Raw genomic sequence first — 26,842 nt, 5'->3', positions numbered from 1 at the left:
AGACCGCCCGCGAGTGCATGCCTTTACGGGGTCACAATGTTAAACCAGAATTCAAATTTATCCATGTAACCGAGCATGGCATCGAGTTTTGCGGCATCGCCCGTCACTTTGATATCGCCATTATCCTGAGCCTGTTTAAGCGTCACTTCTTTCAGGATGATTTTATTCAGCGTATCGCGGTTGAGGGTCACGGTCGCGTCAGCATCCTTCGCTTCGGCGTTCGCCGTGTGGTTCAGCACGCCATTTTCCAGCTCCAGCTTGTATTTGCCGCCGTCGCTGCCGAGGTCGATGTTAAACACCGATTTTGCATCCGCTGCTTTTTCACCGTTGATATGCACCGCCAGATAGTCAAAGAACATTTCTGGCGTCATTGCGCGCACGGTATCCGGGCTGGCGGTATTCGGGGTCGGACCTTTCACCACGCCGTTACGCAACTCCTGCGCGCCGGTCAGGTAGAAGTTACGCCATGGGCCGGATTCAGCCTGATAACCCAACTGCTCCAGCGCATCCGCTTCAAGGTTACGTGCGGCCTGGTTGTTTGGATCGGCGAATACCACTTTGCTGACCACCTGAGCCACCCAGCGATAGTTGCCCTGGTCAAAATCGGTTTTAGCTTTACTCAGGATGGCATCCGCGCCTCCCATATACTCCACAAATTTCTTCGCGGCTTCTTCAGGCGGCAGTTCATCCAGGGTCGCGGGGTTGCCGTCAAACCAGCCTAAATAGAGCACGTAGGTGGCTTTGACGTCATGACTGACTGAACCGTAATAGCCTCGGTTGGCCCAGGTATTGGCCAGGGAGTTCGGCAGCTTGAAGTTGGCGGCGATCTCGTCACGCGTCAGCCCTTCATTCGCCATGCGCAGGGTCTGGTCGTTGATGTAGCGGTAGAGGTCGCGCTGGCTTTTCAGCAGGTTAACCACATTCTCGTTGCCCCAGGTCGGCCAGTGGTGCTGCGCCATGATAACTTCGGCCTTATCACCCCAGCGTACAATTGCCTGGTTGATGTATTTCGACCATGGCAGCGGTTCACGAATTTTCGCACCGCGCAGGGAGTAGGTGTTGTGCAGGGTATGGGTGACATCTTCCGCAGACTCGATCAGCTTTTTCTCTTCGATATACCAGAGCATCTCAGAAGGCGCTTCGGAGCCCGGCGCGAGCATAAAATCATAGGTCAGGCCATCGATCACCTCTTTCTGACCATCTTTCTCGATGATATTGGTCGGGGCAATCAGGGTCACCGTCCCGGCGGAGGTGGTGGTGCCGAGCCCCGCACCCACCTGGCCTTTCGCATCCGGCTTCAGCAGGTTGCCGTACATATAGCTGGCGCGGCGGCTCATGACGTTGCCCGCCATGATATTTTCCGCGACGGCGGCCTCCATAAATCCGGCTGGCGCGTAGACTTTAACCTTGCCGGACTTCACGTCGGCTTCGTCCACCACGCCGCGCACGCCGCCATAGTGGTCAACGTGGCTGTGGGTGTAAATAACAGCGACGACAGGTTTCTTGCCGCGATTTTTATAGTAAAGATCCATCCCGACTTTGGCCGTCTCCGCCGACACCAGCGGGTCGACCACGGTAATGCCTTCTTTACCTTCAATAATGGTCATGTTTGACAGGTCGAGGTTACGGATCTGGTACACGCCCTCGGTGACTTCAAACAGGCCGCTGATGTTAATCAGCTGGGACTGACGCCATAAGCTCGGGTTAACCGAATCGGGCGCTTTATCGCCTTCCTTGATAAAGGCGTACTGCTGTGGATCCCAGACGGTGTTGCCTTGCTCCCCTTTGATAATTTCCTGAGGTAGCGGGGCGATAAACCCTTTGTGGGCATTGGTAAAATCGGTGTTATCGGAGAAAGGAAGCTGGTTGAAGAGTGCGTTGTTGGCCTGCTGAGTTGCTGCGGTTGCATCCTTAGGGGCTTCTGCGGCCCAGGCTGAACTGGCGGAAATGAAAAAACCGGCCAGCGCAAGGCTTCTTACTATCTCATTGACTTTCATCCTAAAACCTCTCGGTTATGTATAGCGTTGTTCATGGATACTTCGATATCTACAAAATGTTTCAGATGTTGCAAAAGCATTAAGCGAAGTAACATGAACTATAATCGGGGAGTGGTATTCAGCAAGAAAGCGAATGAAAAACCGGGCATCGTGCCCGGTCAACGTGTTATTTCTGCTCTTTTTTCTTACCGAGCGTTGGCGTCTCGTCAAAGAAGTTCCACGGTTTGAGTAACGTGTGCACCCATTCCGTCGGCATTATCGGCCACTCCTCGGCGCGGGCGACATGGGTGGTGCCGGTGGTCATCCAGATGACGTTATCCTGGTCGTTCAGCGACTCGTTATCTTTGCTGTACTGGCCGAGGCCCGTATCATGCGTGGAACGGTTCGGGTATTTTCCCTCCGGGTACATCTCGTCGGGATGGTAACGCGTCACCCACAGCTGTTTATCCATAAAGCTCAGGCGGTGATAAATCCACTCGTCCGGGGCAAACCTCGCGCCCGTCGCCACCGGGTGTGTGCCCCCCGCGTAAGGGATGATCTGATACGAGACCGGGTTGCCCATGCGGTTCTCTTTGCTGGTGTTGCTCAACAGGCGGATGGTGCCCGGATCAAACTTCTGCGCCGCCTGCTGTTCGGTATCAATATCATACTGATTCACCTGCATGGTGCTGGTGCGCGGTCCGCCAGCGGTGTTCGGTTTGACGTCCGGATCCATGGCCACCAGCTTGTTGTTGATGCCGTCCACGTCCATATCCAGACGGAAGTTGTAGATGTGCTGGTGGGTGGTGCCGACAATATTATGGTCGATCAGCGTACCGTATCGGGTGTCATCCTTCGCGGTGGCATCATGCATTGTTTTCGTCTGCACGCCTTTCACCGCTTCAATGCCCGTGGCCCCTGCATCAATGCCGATGGTGCCGTTTTCGTGGAATACCCAGTCGAAGATATAATCGTAGTTACCCACGGTGCTGACCCAGCGCACCACCAGCTCGCGGCGCTCGGTGCTGACGTTGGGTTTACCTAACTCCTGATGCTTATACTCCGGCCCGGCGTAACGCTCGAAAATGGCGATCGCCCGGGGGATCTCCATTGGCGCACCGGTATAGTCCGGGATGGTTTCGTTGAGCATCACGGCGTTAGACGGAACATCCTTGCCGCGCACCAGCGGGGAGGTCAGGGTACCCATGCCGTAATCACCGGAGTCCAGGTAGGCCTTAAAGTACCAGCCGATATCCGGGTCGCCGTACGGCACAATCATGCCCCCGAGCGATCCCTGATACATCACCTGTCGCTTTTTGCCGTTGTCGTTATAGGTCACGGTGGAGATTATCGGGCCGACGCGCGAGTCCAGGCTCAGATGAAAATCCCAGTTCTGCCAGTGCACCATATCCCCGGTAATGGTGTAGTTCTTGCCTTCCGGCTCGATAATCTCCAGCGGTTTTTTCACCGTTTCAACGCGGTCACGGCCATCATAAGGACGCGGGGTGAGCGGCACCGGCACGACCGGGCCCTCCTCAATCTTCTGGATTTTCTTCTGCTCAAGATCCACCACCGCAACCAGGTTTTCGATCGGGTGCGCCCAGTAGTTACCGTCGCCCACGTCGAGATAGCTGATCACTTTCAGCAGGCGGTCTTCCTGTTTCAGCCCATCCTTGCCGTCAAAAAAGCCGACGGTAAGCGGGGTGGTGATCACTTTCTTCGGATCGGTAATGCCGCGCTTTTTCAGCACGGCGGCAAACTCCGGGCTTTCATTGATGATCTGCTGCACGGTATTGAAGTCATCCAGCAGCACCATGCCGTGCGCGTCTTTGATCGGCTCCCAGCGGAGGATCTTTTTGTCCTTCAGATCCACCCGGCTTTCGATGATGCGTTTGCCGTCAAGCATAATGATATTGGCCTGGCGGGGCGCATCCACCGCCGTGCCGTTAAGCACGAAGTCCCAGACTTTGGCTTTTTCTGGCTCCGCCAGCGCAATCTGGGTAAAGCGGGTATTGGGTTTAAAATCCGCAGAGGCTTTCACAATGGCTACGGCCTGGTTGATTTCATCAGCGGTCAACGCGTTTAACGGGTGGGGGCGTTTTTCAACCTGGAATGTCTGATCAAGACCGGACTGAAAGACATCGTTGATAAAAGTCTCCGGGATATAGGCCTTATTGTTCTTCATCACCACAGGCACCTGGAGCGTCAGCGGTTTGCCGTTAACGATGGCGGTGTTGGCGCCGGGTTTGACCTTCACAAAGGCACCGTCTTTAGCGATGGTGAACATCTGGGCGTAATCATCCCACTGCACGTCCGCGCCAAACGCCTGAAGCGTTTTGTCCATCGGGACCATATGCGCCTCGCTGCCGTGAGCGTAAACAGGGGATTGCCAGGCGCAACAGAGCGCAACGGCCATGGCCAGTGCCGTTCTACGGGCAGAAAAAGAAGAATTGCTTCCCATCGCAGACCTCATCTTGTTGTGTTTATTGTGTTGTGTCAGCCTTATCCTGACAGGCGCGCACGAAAAGCGTTTGCCTGCATCTGCCAGGTTGTTTGTCAGTCTTGCCAGGTTAAAAAAAGACCGGGGGATATCACACCCCGGTCAGGTAGTTGTAGGCCGGGTAAGCGGAGCGACACCCGGCATGAAAGAGGTGCGTCAGAAGTCACCCTGCTGGCGCGCCACCAGCGTCAGAATGGAGTAAAGCGCCACGGCCTGCTGATGCTGGTTGAAGATCTCCACCGCCCATTCCACCACGCCCGTCGGTTTTTCCTCGGCAGTGCGCTGTTTCTTCAGCGTTTTACGTTTACAGGTCAGGCGCACCTGAATGGTATCGCCCGGCTTGACCGGCTCGATAAAGCGCAGGTTTTCCATGCCGTAGTTGGCAATGACCGGCCCAACCCCGGCATCGACAAACAGCCCCGCCGCGGCGGAAATCAGGAAATAACCGTGTACCACGCGCTCGCCAAAAATCGACTCCGCCGCGCCAATTTTGTCCATATGGGCATAGAAATGATCCCCGCTCAGGCAGGCAAAATTCACGATATCCGCTTCCGTCAGGGTACGACGCGGGGTCAGCAGGCTGTCGCCCGGCTGTAACTCCTCGAAGTATTTACGGAACGGATGAACGCGATCTTCCTGCACCTCCGCGCCACGGACCCACTGTTTGCCAATGGCGGCGAGCATGGACGGGCTGCCCTGAATGGCCGTGCGCTGGAGATAGTGCTTCACCGCACGCAGGCCGCCCAGCTCCTCGCCGCCGCCCGCACGTCCCGGGCCGCCGTGCACCAGCTGCGGCAGCGGTGAACCGTGGCCGGTGGATTCTTTCGAGGATTCCTGGTTGAGGATCTGAATGCGTCCGTGGGCGCGCGCGGCACCGGCAATAAATTGCCGCGCCACGTTTGAATCTGCCGTGACCAGCGTTCCCGCCAGGCTGCCGCCGCCCGCCCGCGCCAGCTGCATGGCGTGTTCACTGTTGCGGTACGGCATCAGGGTGGCGACGGGGCCAAAGGCTTCGGTGGCGTGAACGGCCGGAGTTTCGTCCGGCTGCGGGCAGAACAGCAGGGTGGGCGGGAAGAATGCGCCAGCCGCCTGCATATCGGCTTTACCACCCAGACGGATCTGGCAGCCCGAGGCAAGCAGATGATCGACTTTTTCCTGCACGTCAGCACGTTGCTCACTGTTGACGAGAGCCCCCATCTTCACCCCTTCCTGGGCCGGATCGCCGACGACCACGTTCTCCAGCCGCGCAATCAGCGCCTGGCTGACGGCTTCAACCTGTGCTTCCGGCACGATGATGCGGCGGATGGCGGTACATTTTTGCCCGGCTTTGGCGGTCATCTCGCGCACCACTTCGCGAATAAACAGCGCAAACTCTGGCTGCTCCGGCGTCACGTCCTCACCCAGCACGCAGCAGTTAAGGGAATCTGCTTCCATGGTAAACGGAATGGAATGCGCGACGATATTCGGATGTACGCGCAGGCTCTGCCCGGTGCTGGCCGACCCGGTAAACGTCACCACGTCCTGGCTGTCGAGCTGGTTCAGCAGATCGCCCGCGCCACCACAGATCAGGCTGATGGCGCCGTCCGGCACCAGTCCGCTCTCGACGATCGCTTTCACCATTGCCTGAGTCACCTGCGCGGTGGCGGTGGCGGGCTTGATGATGGCGGGCATCCCGGCAAGCCAGGTGGGTGCGAGCTTTTCCAGCATCCCCCAGCACGGGAAGTTGAACGCGTTGATATGCACCGCCACGCCGGATTTCGACGTTAACACGTGACGTGCCGCAAAGCCGCCTTCCTTAGACAGCGGGATCAGCTCATCCTCCGGCCACAGGGTATCGTCCGGCAGCTCACGGCTGCCGAGGCTTGCGTAGGTGAAGAGGGTGCCGATACCGCCTTCAATATCCACCCAGCTGTCGGCCTTCGTCGCGCCGGTCTGGGCTGACAGGGCATAAAACCGATCCTTCTGGCTCAGCAGATGTTTGGCCACCGCCTTCAGCATGGCGGCGCGCTCGATAAAGCTCATTGCGCGGAGCGCTTCTCCGCCGTGTTCAATGGCGTAACGGCGCGCGGCCGCCATATCCAGCCCTTCGCTGGTGACTTCAAATAGCGTTTCCCCGCTGATGGCGTGGGTGATGGTGCGCTCGCGGCCCCGGCCTGATTGCCAGGTGCCGGACAAGAAGCTGGCTAACTGCTGCATTTCTTCTCTCCAGGTGTTTCGTGATTTCACTATAAATAGTTTGATCGCGAATCATAAAAAGCAAGCTGAGTTTTAATGAATTGTTAACGTTGTGATCTCTATTGCTTAGCCTGACCACCCGAAAGCCTTGTATAATCGGCCTTTCATGAAAAGGCTTGCGAGCGTTGTCACAAAATAAACAAACGCTTCTTGGGGTTATATTTAACCTTTGTGTAACTTTTAAGAAACCAAATGATTCACCATTATGCTGTTTTTGGTGATTTAACGAATCACAAAGGTGGTTATGTGACGCAAGAACAACGCTTTGAGCAACGCATCGCACAGGAGACGGCCATCGAGCCGCAGGACTGGATGCCGGATGCCTATCGCAAGACGCTGATCCGCCAGATTGGACAGCACGCCCACTCTGAGATTGTCGGCATGCTGCCGGAAGGAAACTGGATCACCCGCGCGCCGACGCTGCGCCGGAAAGCCATTCTGCTGGCGAAGGTGCAGGACGAAGCCGGACACGGCCTGTACCTCTACAGCGCGGCGGAAACGCTGGGCTGCGCCCGGGAGGACATCTATCAAAAGATGCTCGACGGCAAGATGAAATACTCCTCCATCTTCAACTATCCGACCCTGAGCTGGGCCGATATCGGCGTCATTGGCTGGCTGGTGGACGGCGCGGCCATTGTGAACCAGGTGGCGCTGTGCCGTACGTCTTACGGCCCGTATGCCCGGGCGATGGTGAAAATCTGTAAAGAAGAGAGTTTCCACCAGCGTCAGGGTTTTGAGGCCTGTATGGCGCTGGCGCAGGGCAGCGAAGCACAGCGGCAGATGTTGCAGGACGCCATCAACCGTTTCTGGTGGCCCGCGCTGATGATGTTCGGACCCAACGACGACAACTCCCCAAACAGCGCCCGCAGTCTCGCCTGGAAGATCAAACGCTTTGGCAACGATGAGCTTCGCCAGCGCTTCGTGGACAACACGGTGCCTCAGGTGGAGATGCTCGGCATGACCGTGCCGGATCCCCACCTGCGTTTCGATGAAGAGAGCGGCCACTACCGCTTCGGCGAAATCGACTGGCACGAATTTGACGAGGTGATCAACGGGCGCGGGATCTGCAACCACGAACGTCTGGCCGCAAAACGTAAAGCCTGGGACGACGGCGCATGGGTGCGTGAAGCCGCTCTGGCCCACGCGGAAAAACAACGCGCCCGCCAGGCCGCATAAGAGGAATCAACCATGAGCAATGTTTACTGGCCGTTATACGAAGTTTTTGTCCGTTCGAAGCAGGGGCTGTCGCACCGCCATGTGGGCAGCCTTCACGCTGCCGACGACCGCATGGCGCTGGAAAACGCGCGCGATGCCTATACCCGCCGCAGCGAAGGCTGTTCCATCTGGGTGGTGAAGGCGAGTGAAATCGTCGCCTCCCAGCCGGAAGAGAGCGGGGAGTTTTTCGATCCGGCGGAAAGCAAGGTCTACCGCCATCCGACGTTTTACACCATCCCTGATGGTATTGAGCATATGTGAGGTTGGGGATGAACAACGTATCTGCTTATGCCCTGCGTCTGGGCGACAACGGTCTGGTGCTCTCACAGCGTCTGGGCGCCTGGTGCGGCCATGCGCCGGAGCTGGAAATTGACCTGGCGCTCGCCAATATCGGCCTTGATCTGCTCGGGCAGGCGCGCAATTTCCTGACCTACGCCGCTGAACGGGAGGGTAAGGGTGATGAAGACACCCTGGCCTATGGCCGCGATGAGCGTCAGTTCCGCAATCTGCTGCTGGTGGAACAGCCAAACGGCAGCTTCGCCGACACCATTGCCCGTCAGTATCTGATGGATGCGTGGAACGTAGCGCTGTACGAACGGTTGATCCACAGCAGCGACAGTCAGCTTGCCGCCATCGCGGCAAAAGCCATTAAAGAGGCGCGCTATCACCTGCGTTTTAGCCGCGGCTGGCTGGTGCGGCTGGGGGACGGGACAGAAACCTCCTCACAGAAAATGCAGCAGGCGGTGGATAGCCTGTGGCGCTTTACGGCTGAATTGTTTGACGCCGACGACGTCGAGCTGGCGCTGGTTGACACCGACGTGGCGGTTGATCCGCGCGCCCTGCGGGAACCGTGGGAGCGCGAAGTGTTTGCCGGGCTGGCGGAAGCTACCCTCCGCGTGCCCGAGGAAGTGGCGTATCGCACGGGCGGCAAGAAGGGGCTACATACTGAACACCTCGGACCGATGCTGGCTGAGATGCAGTATCTCCAGCGCGTTTACCCCGACCAGCAGTGGTAAAGGAGAACGCTATGCAACGCCTCGTCGACATTGCGCCTGCCCAAATCCCGCAGATTTGGGCGCTGTTAAGCCAGATCCCCGACCCGGAAGTGCCGGTGCTGACCATCACCGACTTAGGCATGGTGCGCAGCGTGAAGGCGCAGGGGGAAGGCTGGGTTATAGGCTTCACGCCAACCTATTCGGGCTGTCCGGCAACGGAGCATCTGCTGGGGGCGATCCGCGAAACTCTGACCGGGAACGGCTTTTCCCCGGTACATATTGTGCTGCAACTGGAGCCCGCCTGGACCACCGACTGGATGACCGACGATGCCCGCAGGCGCCTGCGGGAATATGGTATCAGCCCGCCTGTCGGCCATAGCTGCCATGCCCACGTTCCTGCGGAGGTGAGCTGCCCGCGCTGTGCGAGCACCGATACCTCGCTCATCAGTGAATTTGGTTCCACGGCCTGCAAAGCGCTCTACCGCTGCAATACCTGCCGTGAGCCCTTCGACTATTTCAAATGTATTTGAGGCTGCCATGACAACGTTTCATTCATTAACAGTGGCAAAAGTGGAACCCGAAACCCGCGACGCGGTGACCATTACCTTCGCGGTGCCGCAGGCGTTACAGGAGGCGTACCGCTTCCGTCCCGGTCAGCATTTGACCCTGAAAGCCAGTCCTGGCGGGGATGAACTGCGCCGCTGCTACTCCATCTGCCGGAGCACCGCGTGCGGTGAGATCAGCGTGGCGGTCAAAGCCATCGAGGGCGGACGTTTTTCCCGCTATGCCCGGGACGAGATCAAACCGGGCATGGCGCTGGAGGTGATGGTGCCCCAGGGGCATTTTGGCTACCAGCCGCAGGCCGAACGCGAAGGCCACTATCTGGCGATTGCCGCCGGGTCCGGGATCACCCCGATGCTGGCGATTATGTCCGCTACGCTGGCCACTGAAGCCCACAGCCACTTCACCCTGATTTACGGCAACCGCAGCAGCCAGAGCATGATGTTCCGCCGGGCGCTGGCGGACCTGAAAGATAAATACCCGCAGCGTTTGCAGCTGATCTCCATCTTCAGCCAGGAGACGCTCGACAGCGATCTGCTCCATGGCCGTATTGACGGGGAAAAGCTCCAGGCGCTGGCAAAAACGCTGGTGAATTTCCGCCAGTACGATGAAGCCTTCATCTGCGGCCCGTCGGCGATGATGGACGAGGCTGAGGCGGCGCTGAAAGCGCTGGGTATGCCGGAAAAAGCGATCCATCTTGAACGCTTTAACACGCCGGGAACCCCCGTTAAACGGACAGTCAGCGTGCAGGCCGACGGGCAGAAGGTCACCGTCCGTCAGGACGGGCGCGACAGGGAGATCACCCTGACGGCGGACGACGAGAGCATTCTTGACGCGGCCCTGCGTCAGGGGGCGGATCTGCCTTACGCCTGCAAGGGCGGCGTGTGCGCCACCTGCAAATGCAAAGTGCTTCGCGGGGAGGTGGACATGGCGACCAACTACAGCCTGGAGCCGGACGAGCTGGCCGCAGGCTATGTGCTGAGCTGTCAGGCGCTGCCGTTAACCGCTGACGTTATCGTCGATTTTGATGCGAAGGGGATGGCATGAGCGAACTGATTGTCACCCGTCATGGCCGCGTGTTGCAGCTGACGCTTAACCGTCCGGCGGCGCGCAACGCGCTCAACAATGCGCTGCTCACGCAAATCGCGGAGCAGCTTGAAGCCGCCGCCGCGGATGCGGAGATCGCCGTCTGTGTGATTTACGGCAACGAACGCTGCTTTGCCGCCGGGGCCGATCTCAACGAAATGGCGGAGAAAGACCTGCCCGCCACCCTGAACGATATCCGCCCGCAGCTGTGGGCGCGGATAAACGCCTTCACCAAACCGCTGATTGCCGCCGTGAACGGCTACGCGCTGGGGGCAGGCTGTGAGCTGGCGCTGCTCTGCGACGTGGTGATTGCCGGTGATAACGCCCGCTTTGGCCTGCCGGAAATCACCCTCGGGATCATGCCGGGCGCAGGCGGCACACAGCGGCTGATCCGTAGCGTGGGCAAATCGCTGGCCAGCAAAATGGTGCTGACGGGCGAAAGCATCACGGCGGTTCAGGCGCACAGCGCCGGGCTGGTCAGCGACGTCTACCCGGCCTCGCTGACGCTGGAGTACGCCCTGAAGCAGGCGGGGCTGATGGCGCGCCACTCGCCGCTGGCGTTACAGGCGGCGAAGCAGGCGCTTCGCCAGTCGCAGGAAGTGCCGCTTCAGGCCGGGCTGGCGCAGGAGCGTCAGCTGTTTGCGCTGCTCGCGGCCACAGACGATCGCCGGGAAGGTATCAACGCCTTTTTACAAAAACGCACCCCAGACTTTAAAGGACGCTAATTGTGGAATTTATTCTGAGCCATGTTGAGCAGGGCGTAATGACCATTACGCTGAACCGCCCGGAGCGCCTGAACAGCTTTAACGACGTCATGCACCAGCAGCTTTCCGAATGCCTGAAGCAGGCCGAGCGCGATGACGCTATCCGCTGCCTGCTGATCACCGGGGCAGGACGCGGTTTCTGCGCCGGGCAGGATCTCAACGACCGTAACGTGGACCCGAACGGCCCTGCGCCGGATCTGGGCATGTCCGTTGAGACTTTTTACAACCCGCTGGTGCGCCGCCTGGCAAAACTGCCGAAGCCGGTGATTTGCGCGGTTAACGGCGTGGCGGCGGGGGCAGGAGCCACGCTGGCCCTCGGCTGTGACATGGTGATTGCGGCCCGTTCAGCCAGCTTTGTGATGGCCTTCAGCAAGCTCGGGCTGGTACCGGACTGCGGCGGAACCTGGCTGCTGCCGCGCGTGACCGGACGCGCCCGCGCCATGGGGCTGGCATTGCTGGGCGACAAGCGCAGCGCCGAGCAGGCACAGGCCTGGGGAATGATCTGGCAGGTGGTGGACGACGAGCAGCTCTCCGCCACCGCACAGCAGATGGCGCTGCATTTTGCCTCGCAGCCGACCTATGGCCTGGGCTTGATCAAGCAGGCAATCAACGCCGCCGAAACCAACACCCTCGACGCCCAGCTTGATCTGGAGCGCGACTATCAACGTCTGGCCGGACGCAGCGACGACTACCGGGAAGGCGTCAGCGCGTTCCTGGCAAAACGCGCGCCGAACTTTACGGGGAAATAAGATGGTGAATATCCATACGGTCGCCGTCATTGGCAGCGGCACCATGGGCGCCGGGATTGCCGAAGTGGCAGCCAGCCACGGTCATCCGGTTCTGGTGTACGACATTGACGCTGCGGCGATTTCCCGCGCCGTCGACGGCATTCGCCAGCGGCTGTCCTCTCGCGTTGCGCGCGGAAAACTCTCTGCCGACGCCGGGGAACAGATCCTCGCCCGCCTGACGCCGGTGACGAATATCGGTGCTCTGGCGAAAGCCGATCTGGTGATCGAGGCGGCCTCCGAGCGGCTTGAAGTGAAAAAGGCGCTGTTTACCCAGCTGGCAGAGGTTTGCCCGCCGCAGACGCTACTCGCCAGCAATACCTCGTCCATTTCCGTTACCGCGATTGCGGCGGAGATAAACCACCCTGAACGCGTCGCCGGGCTGCACTTCTTCAATCCTGCCCCGGTGATGAAGCTGGTGGAGGTGGTCAGCGGGCTGGCGACCTCACCCGAAGTGGCCGATGCGCTGTGCGAGCTGGCGCTGAGCTGGGGAAAGCAGCCGGTACGCTGCCAGTCCACACCGGGGTTTATCGTCAACCGCGTAGCGCGTCCTTTCTACTCGGAAGCCTGGCGCGCGCTGGAAGAGCAGGTGGCAGCGCCCGAGGTGATCGACGCCGCCCTGCGAGACGGCGGGGGTTTCCCGATGGGGCCGCTTGAGCTGACGGACATGATTGGTCAGGACGTCAACTTTGCCGTGACCTGCTCCGTATTTAACGCCTTCTGGCAGGAGCGTCGTTTTTTGCCGTCGCTGGTGCAGCAGGAGCTGGTGCTGGCGGGGCGTCTGGGTAAGAAAAGCGGGCAGGGCGTTTACCGCTGGCAGGAGGACAAACCCGCCGTCAGCTGGCTCGCCCCGGTCAGCCACAGCTTCAGCCCGATGCGTGCACAGCGAAGAAGTGACGGTGTCACGGAAATTGACGATCTGTTGTTGATCGAAACGCAGGGTGAAACCGCGCAGTCGCTGGCGCTGCGCCACGGCTGTCCGGTGGTGGTGGTCGACCGCATCGAGCGGGATGTGGCCGTTATAGCCGCCGCGCCCGGCAACCCGCACGCCGCCACGCAGAAAGCCATTTACTGGTTGCAGCACCAGGAGAAACGGGTGGTCCAGATTGCGGATTACCCCGGCCTGCTGATCTGGCGCACGGTGGCGATGATTGCCAACGAAGCGCTGGATGCCCTGCAAAAAGGGGTCGCCAGTGAGCAAGACATCGATACCGCCATGCGCTTAGGGGTCAACTATCCCTGCGGCCCCATCGCCTGGGGCGAGCGCCTTGGCTGGCAGCGTCTGTTAACGCTGCTGGAGAACCTGCAACGTCACTACGGCGAGGAACGTTATCGCCCCTGTTCACTGCTGCGCCAGCGTGCGCTTCTGGAGAGTAGTTATGAGTCATAACGCCTGGCATAACGCCCGCGCGATGTACGAACGGGACGCCTGCGCGCAGGCGATGGGGATGGACATTATCGAGATGGGCGAGGGCTACGCGGTGGTGACCATGACCATCACCCCGCAGATGCTTAACGGGCATAAAACCTGCCACGGCGGACAGCTATTCTCGCTGGCCGATACCGCCTTTGCCTACGCCTGCAACAGTCAGGGGCTGGCGGCGGTGGCCTCAGGCTGCGCCATCGATTTTCTGCGTCCGGGCTTTGCTGGCGATAAGCTGACCGCTACCGCGCGGGTGAAGCATCAGGGCAAACTGACCGGCGTCTACGACATCGAAATTCAGAATCAACAACATAAAACCGTCGCTCTTTTTCGCGGGAAATCCCACCGCACCGGCGGCAGTGTGACAGGAGAAGCCTGATGCGTAACGCATTTATTTGTGAGGGTGTGCGTACCCCGGTCGGTCGCTACGGTGGAGGATTATCCAGCCTGCGTGCCGATGACTTAGGGGCCGTTCCGCTGCGTGCGCTGCTGGCGCGTTACCCGCAGCTCGATCTGGAGCGCATAGATGACGTGATCTTCGGCTGCGCAAATCAGGCCGGAGAGGATAACCGCAACGTGGCGCGCATGTCGTCGCTGCTGGCCGGGCTGCCGCAGACCGTTTCCGGTACCACCATTAACCGCCTGTGCGGCTCCGGTCTGGATGCCCTTGGCTTTGCGGCGCGCGCCATTAAGGCCGGGGATGGCGATCTGCTGATCGCCGGTGGCGTCGAATCCATGTCCCGTGCGCCGTTCGTGATGGGTAAAGCCACCGCGGCGTTTCAGCGTCAGGCGGAGATCTTCGACACCACCATCGGCTGGCGATTTGTGAATCCGCTCATGCATCAGCAATACGGAACTGACAGCATGCCGGAAACGGCAGAGAATGTAGCGGAATTGTTAAATATAAGCCGTGCCGATCAGGACGCATTTGCCTTGCGCAGCCAGCAGCGCACCGCGCTGGCACAGCAGAATGGCGTTCTGGCGCAGGAGATAATCCCGGTACAGGTAACGGGGAAAAAAGGCGCGGTAACGGAAGTGAGCGTAGACGAGCATCCGCGCGCCGAAACCACCCTTGAACAGCTTGCCGCGCTGAAAGCCCCGTTTCGCAAGAACGGTGTGGTGACGGCGGGGAACGCCTCTGGCGTCAACGACGGGGCGGCGGCGCTGATTATCGCCAGCGAGCCGATGGCGCTTGCCCAGGGGTTAACCCCGCGCACCCGCATTGTGGCCATGTCGACCGCGGGCGTCGAGCCGTGTCTGATGGGATTAGGCCCGGTTCCCGCCACCCGTAAGGTGCTGGAACGTGCCGGACTCAGTATCACCGATATGGACGTCATTGAGCTTAACGAAGCCTTCGCCGCACAGGCGCTGGGGGTGCTGCGTCAGCTGGGCTTGCCGGATGACGCGGAGCATGTCAACCCGAACGGCGGAGCGATCGCGCTAGGTCATCCGCTGGGAATGAGCGGTGCCAGACTGGCGCTGGCCGCGAGCAATGAATTGCACCGACGCGGCGGGCGCTACGCGCTGTGTACTATGTGCATCGGTGTGGGTCAGGGCATTGCCATGATCCTTGAGCGTGTTTGAGCGAACAATAATGTGAGTACCCTGCGATGATAAATACAACAAAGCTTGATCCGATCGAAACCGCGTCCATTGATGAATTGCAGGCGTTGCAGACCGCGCGCCTGAAGTGGACGCTGAACCACGCCTACAACAACGTTCCGATGTACAAACGCAAGTTTGATGCCGCGGGCGTTCACCCTGACGATTTCAACGAGCTGGCGGACCTGCAAAAATTCCCGTGCACCACCAAGCAGGATCTGCGCGACAACTACCCGTTCGATACCTTTGCGGTGCCGATGGAGCAGGTGGTGCGTATTCACGCCTCGTCGGGCACCACCGGAAAGCCGACCGTGGTGGGGTATACCCAGAATGATATCGACAACTGGGCCAATATCGTCGCCCGTTCCCTCCGCGCCGCCGGGGGCAGCGCGAAGGATAAAATTCACGTCGCCTACGGTTACGGGCTCTTCACCGGCGGGCTGGGGGCGCACTACGGTGCAGAGCGTCTGGGGGCGACGGTGATCCCGATGTCCGGCGGCCAGACGGAGAAGCAGGCGCAGCTGATCCGCGATTTCCAGCCGGATATGATCATGGTGACGCCCTCTTACTGCCTGAACCTGATCGAAGAGCTGGAGCGTCAGATGGGCGGTGATGCCAGCGCCTGTTCCCTGCGCGTCGGCGTGTTTGGCGCCGAGCCGTGGACGCAGGCGATGCGCCGCGAAATCGAGAAACGGCTGGGCATTACCGCGCTGGATATCTATGGTCTCTCCGAGGTGATGGGGCCGGGCGTGGCGATGGAGTGTCTTGAAACCGCTGACGGTCCGACCATCTGGGAAGATCACTTCTTCCCGGAGATCGTCAACCCGAATGACGGCACGCCGCTGGCCGACGGCGAGCAGGGCGAACTGCTGTTCACCACGCTGACCAAAGAGGCGCTGCCGGTGATCCGCTACCGCACCCGCGACCTGACGCGCCTGCTGCCGGGCACCGCACGCACCATGCGCCGGATGGATCGCATCAGCGGGCGCAGCGACGACATGCTCATCATTCGCGGCGTTAACGTCTTCCCGTCACAGCTGGAAGAGGAGATCGTCAAGTTCGAACATCTTTCGCCGCACTATCAGCTGGAGGTGAACCGCCGCGGGCATCTTGATTCACTTTCGGTGAAGGTCGAGCTGAAACAGAGTAGCTTAACGCTGACGCATGAACAGCGTTGTCAGGTCTGCCATCAGCTGCGTCATCGGATTAAATCGATGGTGGGGATTTCAACCGATGTGATGATCGTTAACTGCGGCAGCATACCGCGATCCGAGGGTAAAGCCTGCCGGGTGTTTGATTTGCGTAAGGTTGCGGCTAACGGATGAGGGATCTACACAAAATAATGTCTGCATCGACGGCCCCCTCTCCCTTGAGGGAGAGGGCTGGGGTGAGGGGGAAACCCCAGATTCGTATGCTATGATTCATCCAGGAAAAAAATAACAACAGAATGAATCACATGAATAAACTTGATGCCTTTATCCAGCACGCAGTCAGCTCTGTTCCCGTCAGCGGAACGTCGCTTATCTCCTCGCTGTATGGCGACGCGCTTTCCCATCGCGGCGGAGAGATCTGGCTCGGCAGCCTGGCGGCCCTGCTGGAAGGGATGGGATTCGGGGAGCGCTTTGTGCGCACCGCGCTGTTTCGCCTCAACAAAGAGGGCTGGCTGGACGTGTCCCGCATTGGCCGCCGCAGCTTTTACCGTCTCAGCGACAAGGGGCTGCGTTTGACCCGACGCGCGGAAAATAAAATCTACCGTGCAGAATTGCCGGCGTGGGATGGTAAATGGCTGCTACTGCTTTCCGAGGGGCTGGATAAAACCACGCTCGCGGACGTGAAAAAACAGCTCATCTGGCAAGGGTTCGGCACGCTGGCGCCGAGCCTGATGGCCTCGCCGTCGCAGAACCTCGCGGACGTGCAGTCGCTGTTGCATGACGCGGGCGTGGCGGAAAACGTCATTTTCTTTGAAGCTCATTCGCCGCTGGCTTTGTCACGCGCGGCGTTACGATCCCGCGTGGAAGAGTGCTGGCAGCTGACCGAACAAAACGCGATGTACGAAACGTTTATCAACTCGTTCCGTCCGCTGCTGCCGCTGCTGAAAGAGGCGTCGCCCGAGGATTTAACCCCGGAACGCTGCTTTCAGATCCAGCTGTTACTCATTCATTTTTATCGTCGCGTGGTGCTGAAAGATCCGCTGTTGCCGGAGGAGTTACTCCCGGCGCACTGGGCGGGACAGAGCGCGCGACAGCTGTGCATTAACATCTACCAGCGCGTGGCAGCGGGAGCCCTGGCGTTTGTCAGTGAGAAGGGGGAAACCTCCGTCGGCGAGCTGCCCGCGCCCGGCACGCTTTATCACCAGCGTTTTGGTGGTCTGAATATCACATAAGGAGAGGGTATGCCTGTTTATCAAATTGATGGTCTGACGCCGGTCGTGCCTGAAGAGAGCTATGTTCACCCGACCGCGGTGCTGATTGGCGACGTGATCCTCGGCAAAGGTGTTTACGTAGGCCCCAACGCCAGCCTGCGCGGTGATTTTGGCCGGATCGTGGTGAAAGACGGCGCGAACATTCAGGATAACTGCGTGATGCACGGTTTTCCGGAGCAGGACACGGTGGTGGAAGAGGACGGGCATATCGGTCACAGCGCGATTCTGCACGGCTGCATTATCCGCCGTAATGCGCTGGTGGGGATGAATGCGGTGGTGATGGACGGAGCGACGATCGGCGAAAACAGCATCGTCGGGGCGGCGGCGTTTGTGAAGGCCAAAGCGGAAATGCCTGCGAATCACTTAATTCTTGGCAGTCCGGCGAAAGCGATTCGTGAGCTAGGCGCGCAGGAAATAGAGTGGAAAAAGCAGGGCACGCGGGAGTATCAGGTGCTGGTGGATCGCTGTAAGCAGACGCTGCATCAGGTAGAGCCGCTGCGGGAAGAAGAGCCCGGCCGCAAACGGCTGGTATTCGATGAGAACTTATGGCCCAAGTCGGCTGGCCGGGATAATTAACCATTTCTTGCCTGCGAAATAATGCAATGGCATAGGGATGCGTTAACGCGCAACAAATACCCTTTGGGGATAGTGTATAATTGAACGTTTCAGACCTGCATTCATAAAGGGATTTTGTTACCCTGACGCAGATCACGCCTCTCATTCAGAGCGGTCAATGCGTTTATGGAAGACACTATATGAGTGAAAACGACACTATCCCAAAGCAGTCCAAAAGCCAGATTAACAAAGCGGTATTTTACACATCTGCTTTGTTAATTTTCCTTCTTGTCGCCTTTGCCGCGATTTTCCCTGACGTTGCCGATAAAAACTTTAAGCTACTGCAACAGCAAATATTCACCAACGCCAGCTGGTTTTACATTCTTGCCGTCGCGCTGATTTTAATGAGCGTGACGTTCCTCGGCTTGTCCCGCTACGGCGATATTAAACTCGGGCCCGACCACTCCCAGCCTGACTTCAGCTACCACTCCTGGTTCGCCATGCTGTTCTCGGCGGGGATGGGGATCGGCCTGATGTTCTTCGGCGTGGCGGAGCCGGTCATGCACTACCTTTCTCCGCCGGTGGGGACACCTGAAACGGTCGCTGCGGCCAAAGAGGCCATGCGGCTGACATTCTTCCACTGGGGGCTGCACGCCTGGGCTATCTACGCCATCGTTGCGTTGATTCTGGCGTTCTTCAGCTACCGCCACGGCCTGCCTTTGACGCTTCGTTCGGCGCTTTATCCGATTATCGGCGACCGTATTTACGGCCCGATAGGTCATGCGGTGGATATCTTCGCGGTAATCGGCACCGTATTTGGCGTGGCGACCTCGTTAGGCTACGGCGTTTTACAGGTCAATGCCGGGCTGAACCACCTTTTTGGCGTGCCCATCAACGATACCGTGCAGGTGATCCTGATCGTCCTGATTACCGGGCTGGCGACCATTTCCGTGGTGTCCGGTCTGGACAAAGGCATTCGCATTTTATCAGAGCTCAATCTGGGGCTGGCGGTACTGCTGCTGGTGCTGGTGTTGTGCCTGGGGCCAACCGTACTCCTGCTGAAATCCTTTGTGGAAAATACCGGCGGATACCTGTCCGAGCTGGTGAGCAAGACGTTTAACCTGTACGCTTATGAACCGAAATCCAGCAACTGGCTGGGAGGCTGGACGCTGCTGTACTGGGGCTGGTGGCTGTCCTGGTCACCGTTTGTCGGGATGTTCATTGCCCGTGTGTCCCGCGGCAGAACCATCCGCGAGTTCGTGACCGGCGTGCTGTTTGTCCCGGCGGGCTTTACCCTGATGTGGATGACGGTGTTCGGCAATAGCGCCATTTACCTCATCATGAACAAGGGAGCGTCCGATCTGGCGAATACCGTCCAGCAGGACGTGGCGCTGGCGCTGTTTAATTTCCTTGAGCATTTTCCGTTCTCTTCCGTGCTGTCATTTATTGCCATGGCGATGGTCATCGTCTTCTTTGTGACCTCAGCCGACTCCGGGGCGATGGTGGTGGATACCCTCGCGTCCGGCGGCGAAGCCAATACCCCCGTCTGGCAGCGCATCTTCTGGGCCGCGCTGATGGGCGTAGTCGCTATCGCGCTGCTGCTCGCGGGCGGACTGAGTGCGCTGCAAACCGTGACCATCGCCAGCGCGCTACCGTTCTCGATGATCCTGCTGGTCTCAATCTATGGGTTGCTGAAGGCGCTCCGACGCGATTTGACCAAACGCGAGAGCCTGAGTATGGCCACGATCGCGCCGACAGCGGCCCGTAACCCCATTCCGTGGCAGCGCAGACTGCGTAACATCGCCTACTTACCTAAACGCTCCCTGGTGAAACGCTTTATGGAAGAGGTGATCAAACCGGCCATGGTGCTTGTGCAGGATGAACTGAATAAGCAGGGAACGCAGAGCCATATCAGCGACGCGTCGGACGATCGTATTCGCCTTGAGGTGGATTTAGGCAATGAGCTGAATTTCATTTATGAAGTCAGGCTGCGTGCCTATAACTCGCCGACCTTCGCGCTAGCGGCCATGGAGAATGATGAGAATCAGGCAGAACAGCACCGATACTATCGGGCAGAAATCTACCTCAAGGAAGGTGGGCAAAATTACGATGTGATGGGCTGGAACCAGGAGCAGTTAATTAACGATATTCTGGACCAGTATGAAAAACATCTGCACTTCCTGCACCTGGTGCGTTAATCAGCCAGCCCCTGAAGCATTCGCTTCAGGGGCGTAATTTAATACGCCTCCGGCAGCGGACGGTCTATCGACACCAGCTTTCCGCGCTTCATGGTGATATAGCCCCCGGCTTTAAGATCCGCCAGCACGCGAAAGACATGCGTTCGCGACAGGTTAGTTCGCTTGATGATAAACAGCGCCAGACCCTCATTCTCTCCCGTGTGGGTTTCCTGCCGATAAAGATAGCGATAGAGCATGGGTTTAATGGTCTGGTAGCTGGTGACCTGCCTGCGTTCGTTGTGCAGGTCGATGGTGAATATCGACATGTAGGTCAGTATGGTGGCCAGCGCCTGCATGCGCTCAGGCCCACCCTGGAAAAATATCTGGTCGAAGTCGGCCCAGGATATTCTCACCAGTTTCACCCTGGCACTGCTGCGATATTCATACTTCGCCAGTGGACAATACCTTTCCATTAACCCGATCGGCATATACTCAATAGTATTGCCAATATTCAGCCCATCATCAGGCATTAATATCGTCAGCGACCCTTCAGTACAGAAATAAATATAGCCAGGTTCAACGGTGAGTTTTTTATTTGCGGCAACGGTTAAGACCTCGCCTTCACAAAGCATTTGCGGAAAAAATTGCCCAATATTGAGTTGCTGATAATAGGTATGGATATCCTGAAAATTCACGCTAAGCCTCTCCCCGCAACGTCTGCTATGGTAGCGAGTATAGCAGCAATAGCCCACGGATTACGAATCGATAAATAACTAGTCCCATATGGGACTATGAAGGGAAGGTATTCTGGTTAGAATGGTCCTCAATGAGTTCGCATTAAAATTATCCGCCACAATTAAATATCGCTGGCGGCGCAATTAATCTATGAGGCCATTTAATGAAATTAACGATAATCGCTAAACATCTGGCGCTGGCCGGTGTGTTGACGTCGCTGTCGCTTTCCGCGTTTGCGGAAGTACAGCCGCAGGATGCCACTCCTACAACCCAGCAGGCTAATAACGCCCTGTATAACAAATTACCGTTTGCCGATAAAACCGACTTTGAAAATGCCCATAAAGGCTTTATCGCCCCGCTGCCGCAAAACATGATCAAAGGCGAGCAGGGGAACGTTATCTGGAACCCGGCGAAATATGATTTCGTCAAAGAGGGTGAAAAAGCCCCGGATACGGTAAACCCGAGTCTGTGGCGTCAGTCACAGTTGATCAACATTGGCGGGCTGTTTAAGGTCACCGACGGCGTGTATCAGATCCGTAATCTCGATCTCTCCAACATGACCATCATTGAGGGCGAGAAGGGCATTACCGTTATCGACCCGCTGTTAAGCGCTGAACCGGCGAAAGAAGCGCTGGATCTCTACTATGCAAACCGCGGCAAGAAACCGGTCGTCGCTGTGATGATCACCCACAGCCACGTTGACCACTATGGCGGCCTGCGCGGCGTGGTTGACGAAGCTGACGTCAAGTCTGGCAAAGTGAAAATCTACGCGCCGGATGGCTTTATGAAAGAGGCGGTTTCCGAAAACATTATGGCCGGAAACGCGATGAGCCGCCGTGCGAGCTATATGTACGGCAACCTGCTGAAGCCGGATGCAAAAGGCCAGGTGGGTGCAGGCCTTGGCACCACCACCTCTGCGGGTACTGTCACCCTCATCCCGCCGACCGACTACATTACCCATACCGGTCAGGAAGAAGTGATCGACGGCTTGACCTACGACTTTATGATGGCGCCGGGTTCAGAAGCTCCGTCGGAGATGCTGTGGTACGTCAAAGAGAAGAAAATGATCGAGGCCGCAGAGGACGTGACCCATACTCTGCACAACACCTACTCCCTGCGCGGCGCGAAAATCCGCGACCCGCTGGCCTGGTCTAAGTACATTAACGCCGCCATTGAGCGCTGGGGCGCGGACGCGGAAGTGATTATTGCGCAGCACCACTGGCCGACCTGGGGTAACGAGAATATCGTCAAGCTGATGAAAGGCCAGCGCGATATGTACCGCTACATCAACGACCAGACCCTGCGTATGGCCAACAAAGGCCTGACTCGCGATGAGATCGCCGCAGAATTTAAGCTGCCGGAATCGCTCGAGAAACAGTGGGCAAGCCGCGGTTACTACGGCTCCGTTAGCCACGACGTCAAAGCCACTTACGTGTTTTATCTCGGCTGGTTCGACGGCAACCCGGCAACCCTCGACGAGCTGCCGCCTGAACAGGCTGCGAAGAAGTTCGTGCAGTACATGGGCGGCGCTGATGCCATCATGCAGAAAGCCAAAGCGGATTATCAGCAGGGTAATTACCGTTGGGTTGCTCAGGTGGTCAGCAAAGTGGTCTTTGCCGATCCTAACAACCAGGCTGCCCGTAATCTGGAAGCCGACGCGCTTGAGCAGTTAGGTTACCAGGCGGAGGCGGGCACCTGGCGTAACTTCTACCTGACCGGCGCGCAAGAACTGCGTAATGGCGTGAAGAAGCTGCCGACGCCGAACACCGCCAGCCCGGATACCGTGCGGGCGATGACCCCGGAAATGTTCTTCGACTACCTGGGTGTGCACATCAACGGGGTGCGTGCCGGTAACGCGAAGGCGGTCTTCAATGTCGATCTCGGTAAGGATGGCGGCAAATACAAGCTGGAGCTGGAAAACGGCGTGCTGAACCATACCGCCAACGCGCAGGCGAAGGATGCCGACGCAACTATCGCGCTTGATCGCACCACGCTGAACAACATCATCCTTAAGAAAGAGACGCTGAAGCAGGCGATGGATAAAGGTGACGTGAAGGTGAGTGGAAACGGGGCGAAGCTGGAAGAGATGCTGAGCTACATGGACAAATTTGACTTCTGGTTCAATATCGTAACGCCATAAGTTCAGGTTTCATCCACATAATCCTGGCGCCTTAGAAATAAGGCGCCATTTTTTTATTCACGCATCGCCAGCGCGCTGGCACTTGCCGGATCGAACAGCGAAATACTCTCGATCTGATCAAGCATGATCACCTTACGGAAATCCATAGCGCTTTTTGGCTCTGAGTCGAGCGTAACCTCATGCTCGGCGTACCATTTGCTGTAGTTGTGCTCAATACACAGCTGCATGTTCTCCCCGTCGCGGTAGCCGCTCAGCATCGGGATAAGCACGATATTGGCGGTTTTTTCATACTCCAGCGTGGCGGTATGGATCATGCCAATATAAATCCGCCGCGACTTCAGCGTGACGTGCGCAAGTTCACCTTCCTCCATGCACTGATAGAGCAGTTGTTCAATCCCGCTCGATTGTGCCAGCCGCTTGTAGAGCTTTTTCCGGCCTTCGCCGTCCAGCCGCGCGCTGCCGGCCCAGTTAGAACGATAGAGACAAAACAGGATCGCAAAGGCCAGCATCACCACGACCGGAGCCTGAATCCCTAAAAAGCTCCAGTTCATAAAATCAATTTGCCAGTCGGCGTATTTTGCGGACGTGAAATGGAACGTGTTGTCGGCGGCGGAGAGGGCGAACAACAGCAGCCAGAGCAGGCCGGTGGCGATCACGCCCTGTAAAACGAAAATGCAGCCATACAGCGCCACAAGGAAATAGACATCCCAGCCGAATGAACGCTTAATTTTGAACCGGGTTGAGAGATCGCGGCTGGTGTACCAGTAGCCGCATACCATCAATACCATGAATATTGCCGTTCCCATTTCAGGCCCTCTTCAGCGCGTTGACATGGCGCAGAAAGTCCTGCCGAACCTCGTTACTTTTGTAGTTAACCGAGGCGTTTCCATCCTGATCGATGATGATGCGGTCGCCATCCTCTACGGCTTCAATAATTTCCTGGTGACTCATAACCTGCAACAAGGATTCCGGGCTGGAAAAGAGCGCCATCAGTAAATTTTTCATCGCGTGACATCCTTATGAATTAAAAGGATAAGTCTGGAAGATAAATGGCACCTTTGCCTTAAGGTTATCCCTAAAAAATAACGGCACGGCGGTGAGAATCTGCTTTTGACTCAAATTGGCACCTCAGGGAAAGTTTTTAAAGTACTGAATTAAAAGAGATATAAAAAATATATCTGCACAAACTTGGACAAATAACGCTAATTGTGTAAGTTTTAATTATGCGATTTCGCTACGTTGTTTACAGCCAGGATGTGACCCATGAGCACGTTGCCGTCCGTCATCAGTCGATTCGTTGATTATTACGCCACGCTGGATACCCAGCCACCTTCGGCGCTGGCAAAGATTTATCGCGCCGATGCCACGCTTATCGATCCCTTTGGCGAACACAGCGGGTTGTTCGCGATTCAGCGCTATTTCACTCACCTGCTGGCTAACGTCCAGCGGTGCCGCTTTACCGTCGATGCACCGTTGCAGCAGGGCGATCGCTTTGTTGTTACCTGGATGATGCACTGGTCGCACCCGCGTATTGCCCGGGGGGCAATGCGCCAGCTGCCGGGCTGCTCTGTGGTAGACATGCGCGACGATCGCATAGTTCGCCAGCGGGATTACTACGATGCCGGAGAGATGATTTACGAACATCTTCCGGTGCTCGGCTGGGCCGTACGCGGCGTGAAGCGGAGAGTGAAATCATGAAAACGGTTCTGATCACCGGCGCAAGCTCGGGCATAGGGGCCGGGCTGGCGAAATCTTTTGCCGAAGATGGCTACCGGGTGATTGCCTGCGGGCGCGATGCGCAACGTCTGGCAGCCGTGCATCAGCACAGCCCCAACATTACGGTGCGCCTGTTCGATATGACAGACAGGGACGCCTGTCGCCAGGCGCTGGCGGACTGTGCTGCCGACACGGTGATTCTTTGCGCCGGAACCTGCGAGTATCTCGATCGCGGCGAGGTGGATGCCGCGTTGGTGGCGCGGGTCATGACCACCAATTTCATGGGGCCGGTAAACTGCCTTGCGGCGTTGCAGCCGCAGCTGATATCCGGCAACCGCGTGGTGCTGGTCAGTTCAATGGCGCACTGGCTTCACTTCCCGCGAGCCGAAGCCTATGGCGCCTCTAAAGCGGCGTTAACCTGGTTTGCCGACACGCTGCGCCTCGACTGGGAGCCGAAAGGGATCGCCGTCACGGTCGTTTCACCTGGTTTTGTCGACACGCCGCTGACCCGAAAAAATGATTTCCCGATGCCGGGCCGGGTCAGCGTGGAGGACGCCGTCCATGCCATTCGTCGCGGTCTGGCAAAAGGGAAGGATCATATCGCGTTTCCCGCCGGGTTTAGCCTGGCGCTGCGCCTGCTCTCCGGTCTGCCCGATAAACTTCAGCGCGCACTGCTGCGCAGGATGGTGCGACCATGAAGATCGCGATTATCGGCAGCGGTATCGCCGGGTTAACCTGTGCCTGGCGGCTCGCCGGACATCATCAGGTCACGCTGTTTGAAGCGCAGGCCACGCCGGGCGGTCATACCGCAACGGTGGATGTCGACACGCCGCAGGGCAACTTTGCCATCGACACCGGTTTTATTGTCTACAACGACCGCACCTATCCGCGCTTCATGGGGCTGCTGAGCGAACTGGGCATCAGCGGGCAAAAAACGCAGATGAGTTTTTCGGTGCATAACCCGCAGAGCGGGCTGGAGTACAACGGCCACACGCTGACGTCACTGTTCGCCCAGCGTCGTAATCTGTTAAACCCTGCCTTCTGGACGCTGCTGAAGGAGATCGTGCGCTTTAATCGGCTGGCGAGACAGACGCTCCGGGGTGACGTCAGCGAGTCCGCCACGCTGGAGACGTTCCTGCACCAGCACCGCTTCACGCCTTTTTTTGCGCGTCACTACATTCTGCCAATGGGGGCGGCTATCTGGTCATCCTCGCTACAGGAGATGAAACGCTTCCCGCTGCCGCTCTTTTTACGCTTTTTTGAAAACCACGGTCTGCTGGACATTACCCATCGTCCGCAGTGGTACGTGGTGCCGGGCGGCTCCCGGGAGTACATCCGCGCGATGATGGACAAGCTTGGCGATCGCCTGACGCTGCACCTCAATGCGCCGGTGCAGCAGGTTATTCGCCACGATCGCGGGGTTGATATAACGCGTGAGGGCGTAACAGACAACTTTGATCAGGTGATCTTCGCCTGCCACTCCGCTCAGGCGCTGAAGATGCTCGCCAGCCCAACGCAGGCTGAACGTGAGGTGCTGGGTGATATCGGCTGGCAGCGTAACGAGGTGGTGCTTCACAGCGATCCGCGCTGGCTGCCGGTGCGCAAGCGCGCGTGGGCGAGCTGGAACTACCGCCTCAGCGAGCAGGATCGGGCCAGCGCCTGCGTCACCTACAACATGAATATCTTGCAGGGACTGCCGCCGGGTAGCCCGCTGTTTTGCGTCACCCTCAACCCGGAAACGCCGGTGGAAGAACGCTATGTGCTGCGCCGCTTAGTCTATGAGCATCCGCTTTTTAACCCGCAAAGCTGGCAAGCCCAGGCCCGGCGTGGCGAAATAAACGGTCGCCAGCGGAGCTGGTTCTGCGGCGCGTACTGGTACAACGGCTTCCACGAAGATGGGGTACGCAGTGCGCTGGATGTGGTAAACGCCATTGCGGCCGGGGAGGGCAACTGAG

General features: G+C 58.1%; 24 protein-coding genes. 18 read left to right on the top strand and 6 right to left on the bottom strand.

The annotated features are described in order from the left end of the window. Positions 1 to 23 precede the first annotated feature (23 nt). From ACOTZP_RS02375 to paaZ, 3 genes are all read right to left on the bottom strand, one after another. Positions 24 to 1,997: an alkyl/aryl-sulfatase gene (locus tag ACOTZP_RS02375; RefSeq protein ID WP_022648014.1), complete on the bottom strand. Its 1,974-nt coding sequence runs from the start codon at positions 1,995 to 1,997 to the stop codon at positions 24 to 26. 166 nt (positions 1,998 to 2,163) lie between these two features. Then, on the bottom strand, positions 2,164 to 4,437 hold the full coding sequence (gene tynA, locus ACOTZP_RS02370) for a primary-amine oxidase (protein ID WP_271074777.1): 2,274 nt from the start codon (positions 4,435 to 4,437) through the stop codon (positions 2,164 to 2,166). A gap of 195 nt (positions 4,438 to 4,632) precedes the next feature. Next, entirely contained in the window at positions 4,633 to 6,672 is a 2,040-nt protein-coding gene (paaZ, locus tag ACOTZP_RS02365; RefSeq protein ID WP_045309010.1) for a phenylacetic acid degradation bifunctional protein PaaZ, read from the bottom strand. A gap of 285 nt (positions 6,673 to 6,957) precedes the next feature. Between paaZ and paaA the strand changes: the two genes are divergently transcribed. The 14 genes from paaA to ACOTZP_RS02295 all read left to right on the top strand — a co-directional run bounded on the left by paaA (position 6,958) and on the right by ACOTZP_RS02295 (position 20,317). Continuing rightward, on the top strand, positions 6,958 to 7,887 hold the full coding sequence (paaA, locus tag ACOTZP_RS02360; protein ID WP_038417033.1) for a 1,2-phenylacetyl-CoA epoxidase subunit PaaA: 930 nt from the start codon (positions 6,958 to 6,960) through the stop codon (positions 7,885 to 7,887). 12 nt (positions 7,888 to 7,899) lie between these two features. Next, complete coding sequence (gene paaB, locus ACOTZP_RS02355; RefSeq protein ID WP_003857353.1) at positions 7,900 to 8,187, top strand: 1,2-phenylacetyl-CoA epoxidase subunit PaaB; 288 nt, start codon at positions 7,900 to 7,902, stop codon at positions 8,185 to 8,187. An 8-nt stretch (positions 8,188 to 8,195) separates the two neighbouring features. Then, positions 8,196 to 8,942 (top strand): 1,2-phenylacetyl-CoA epoxidase subunit PaaC, encoded by a 747-nt coding sequence (gene paaC, locus ACOTZP_RS02350; RefSeq protein WP_045309009.1) that lies wholly within the window; start codon positions 8,196 to 8,198, stop codon positions 8,940 to 8,942. Between the two features lie 11 nt (positions 8,943 to 8,953). Continuing rightward, positions 8,954 to 9,451 (top strand): 1,2-phenylacetyl-CoA epoxidase subunit PaaD, encoded by a 498-nt coding sequence (gene paaD / locus ACOTZP_RS02345; protein ID WP_003857347.1) that lies wholly within the window; start codon positions 8,954 to 8,956, stop codon positions 9,449 to 9,451. A 7-nt stretch (positions 9,452 to 9,458) separates the two neighbouring features. Continuing rightward, positions 9,459 to 10,529, top strand: a complete 1,071-nt coding sequence (paaE, locus tag ACOTZP_RS02340) for a 1,2-phenylacetyl-CoA epoxidase subunit PaaE (protein ID WP_063149991.1) — start codon at positions 9,459 to 9,461, stop codon at positions 10,527 to 10,529. Continuing rightward, complete coding sequence (gene paaF, locus ACOTZP_RS02335) at positions 10,526 to 11,293, top strand: 2,3-dehydroadipyl-CoA hydratase PaaF (protein ID WP_022648023.1); 768 nt, start codon at positions 10,526 to 10,528, stop codon at positions 11,291 to 11,293. The genes paaE and paaF overlap by 4 nt, the downstream gene beginning before the upstream one ends. After that, entirely contained in the window at positions 11,293 to 12,081 is a 789-nt protein-coding gene (gene paaG, locus ACOTZP_RS02330; protein WP_421633652.1) for a 2-(1,2-epoxy-1,2-dihydrophenyl)acetyl-CoA isomerase PaaG, read from the top strand. The genes paaF and paaG overlap by 1 nt, the downstream gene beginning before the upstream one ends. Position 12,082: 1 nt before the next feature. Next, a complete protein-coding gene (gene paaH / locus ACOTZP_RS02325) occupies positions 12,083 to 13,507 on the top strand; it encodes a 3-hydroxyacyl-CoA dehydrogenase PaaH (RefSeq protein WP_048965986.1) in 1,425 nt (474 codons plus the stop codon). Beyond that, a complete protein-coding gene (paaI, locus tag ACOTZP_RS02320; RefSeq protein ID WP_022648026.1) occupies positions 13,497 to 13,919 on the top strand; it encodes a hydroxyphenylacetyl-CoA thioesterase PaaI in 423 nt (140 codons plus the stop codon). The genes paaH and paaI overlap by 11 nt, the downstream gene beginning before the upstream one ends. Beyond that, a complete protein-coding gene (gene pcaF / locus ACOTZP_RS02315; RefSeq protein WP_271074775.1) occupies positions 13,919 to 15,124 on the top strand; it encodes a 3-oxoadipyl-CoA thiolase in 1,206 nt (401 codons plus the stop codon). The genes paaI and pcaF overlap by 1 nt, the downstream gene beginning before the upstream one ends. A 26-nt stretch (positions 15,125 to 15,150) precedes the next feature. After that, entirely contained in the window at positions 15,151 to 16,467 is a 1,317-nt protein-coding gene (gene paaK, locus ACOTZP_RS02310) for a phenylacetate--CoA ligase PaaK (RefSeq protein ID WP_023306139.1), read from the top strand. 122 nt (positions 16,468 to 16,589) lie between these two features. Then, a complete protein-coding gene (gene paaX / locus ACOTZP_RS02305; RefSeq protein WP_032622213.1) occupies positions 16,590 to 17,525 on the top strand; it encodes a phenylacetic acid degradation operon negative regulatory protein PaaX in 936 nt (311 codons plus the stop codon). 9 nt (positions 17,526 to 17,534) lie between these two features. After that, on the top strand, positions 17,535 to 18,140 hold the full coding sequence (gene paaY, locus ACOTZP_RS02300; protein WP_271074774.1) for a phenylacetic acid degradation protein PaaY: 606 nt from the start codon (positions 17,535 to 17,537) through the stop codon (positions 18,138 to 18,140). A 179-nt stretch (positions 18,141 to 18,319) separates the two neighbouring features. Further along, positions 18,320 to 20,317 carry a BCCT family transporter gene (locus tag ACOTZP_RS02295; RefSeq protein ID WP_271074773.1) on the top strand — a complete coding sequence of 666 codons (1,998 nt, stop codon included), beginning with the start codon at positions 18,320 to 18,322 and terminating at the stop codon, positions 20,315 to 20,317. Positions 20,318 to 20,355: 38 nt separating this feature from the next. Here ACOTZP_RS02295 and ACOTZP_RS02290 read toward each other — a convergent pair whose 3' ends face one another. Beyond that, entirely contained in the window at positions 20,356 to 20,991 is a 636-nt protein-coding gene (locus tag ACOTZP_RS02290; protein WP_032624309.1) for a helix-turn-helix domain-containing protein, read from the bottom strand. 203 nt (positions 20,992 to 21,194) lie between these two features. On the opposite strand from ACOTZP_RS02290, the gene ACOTZP_RS02285 reads away from it, so the two are divergent. Further along, positions 21,195 to 23,171, top strand: coding sequence for an alkyl/aryl-sulfatase (locus ACOTZP_RS02285; protein ID WP_271074772.1), 1,977 nt, complete (start codon positions 21,195 to 21,197; stop codon positions 23,169 to 23,171). Positions 23,172 to 23,224: 53 nt separating this feature from the next. Here ACOTZP_RS02285 and ACOTZP_RS02280 read toward each other — a convergent pair whose 3' ends face one another. Continuing rightward, positions 23,225 to 23,977 (bottom strand): hypothetical protein, encoded by a 753-nt coding sequence (locus ACOTZP_RS02280; RefSeq protein ID WP_022648034.1) that lies wholly within the window; start codon positions 23,975 to 23,977, stop codon positions 23,225 to 23,227. Position 23,978: 1 nt separating this feature from the next. Continuing rightward, positions 23,979 to 24,176, bottom strand: a complete 198-nt coding sequence (locus ACOTZP_RS02275; protein ID WP_022648035.1) for a hypothetical protein — start codon at positions 24,174 to 24,176, stop codon at positions 23,979 to 23,981. A gap of 258 nt (positions 24,177 to 24,434) precedes the next feature. On the opposite strand from ACOTZP_RS02275, the gene ACOTZP_RS02270 reads away from it, so the two are divergent. From ACOTZP_RS02270 to ACOTZP_RS02260, 3 genes are read left to right on the top strand one after another with little or no spacing between them, the layout of a single operon-like run. Beyond that, positions 24,435 to 24,869: a nuclear transport factor 2 family protein gene (locus ACOTZP_RS02270; protein WP_022648036.1), complete on the top strand. Its 435-nt coding sequence runs from the start codon at positions 24,435 to 24,437 to the stop codon at positions 24,867 to 24,869. Next, positions 24,866 to 25,585: an SDR family NAD(P)-dependent oxidoreductase gene (locus ACOTZP_RS02265; RefSeq protein WP_161177271.1), complete on the top strand. Its 720-nt coding sequence runs from the start codon at positions 24,866 to 24,868 to the stop codon at positions 25,583 to 25,585. Before ACOTZP_RS02270 ends, ACOTZP_RS02265 begins: the two co-directional genes overlap by 4 nt. Next, positions 25,582 to 26,841, top strand: coding sequence for an NAD(P)/FAD-dependent oxidoreductase (locus ACOTZP_RS02260; RefSeq protein ID WP_271074770.1), 1,260 nt, complete (start codon positions 25,582 to 25,584; stop codon positions 26,839 to 26,841). The genes ACOTZP_RS02265 and ACOTZP_RS02260 overlap by 4 nt, the downstream gene beginning before the upstream one ends. Position 26,842: the final 1 nt, after the last annotated feature.

The sequence above is a fragment of the Enterobacter cloacae complex sp. SYL001 genome (assembly GCF_049237025.1).
In the GTDB taxonomy this organism is placed as follows: domain Bacteria; phylum Pseudomonadota; class Gammaproteobacteria; order Enterobacterales; family Enterobacteriaceae; genus Enterobacter; species Enterobacter intestinihominis.
Note: the sequence above shows the minus strand (reverse complement) of the source record. Positions and strands in the feature narration are given on the sequence as shown.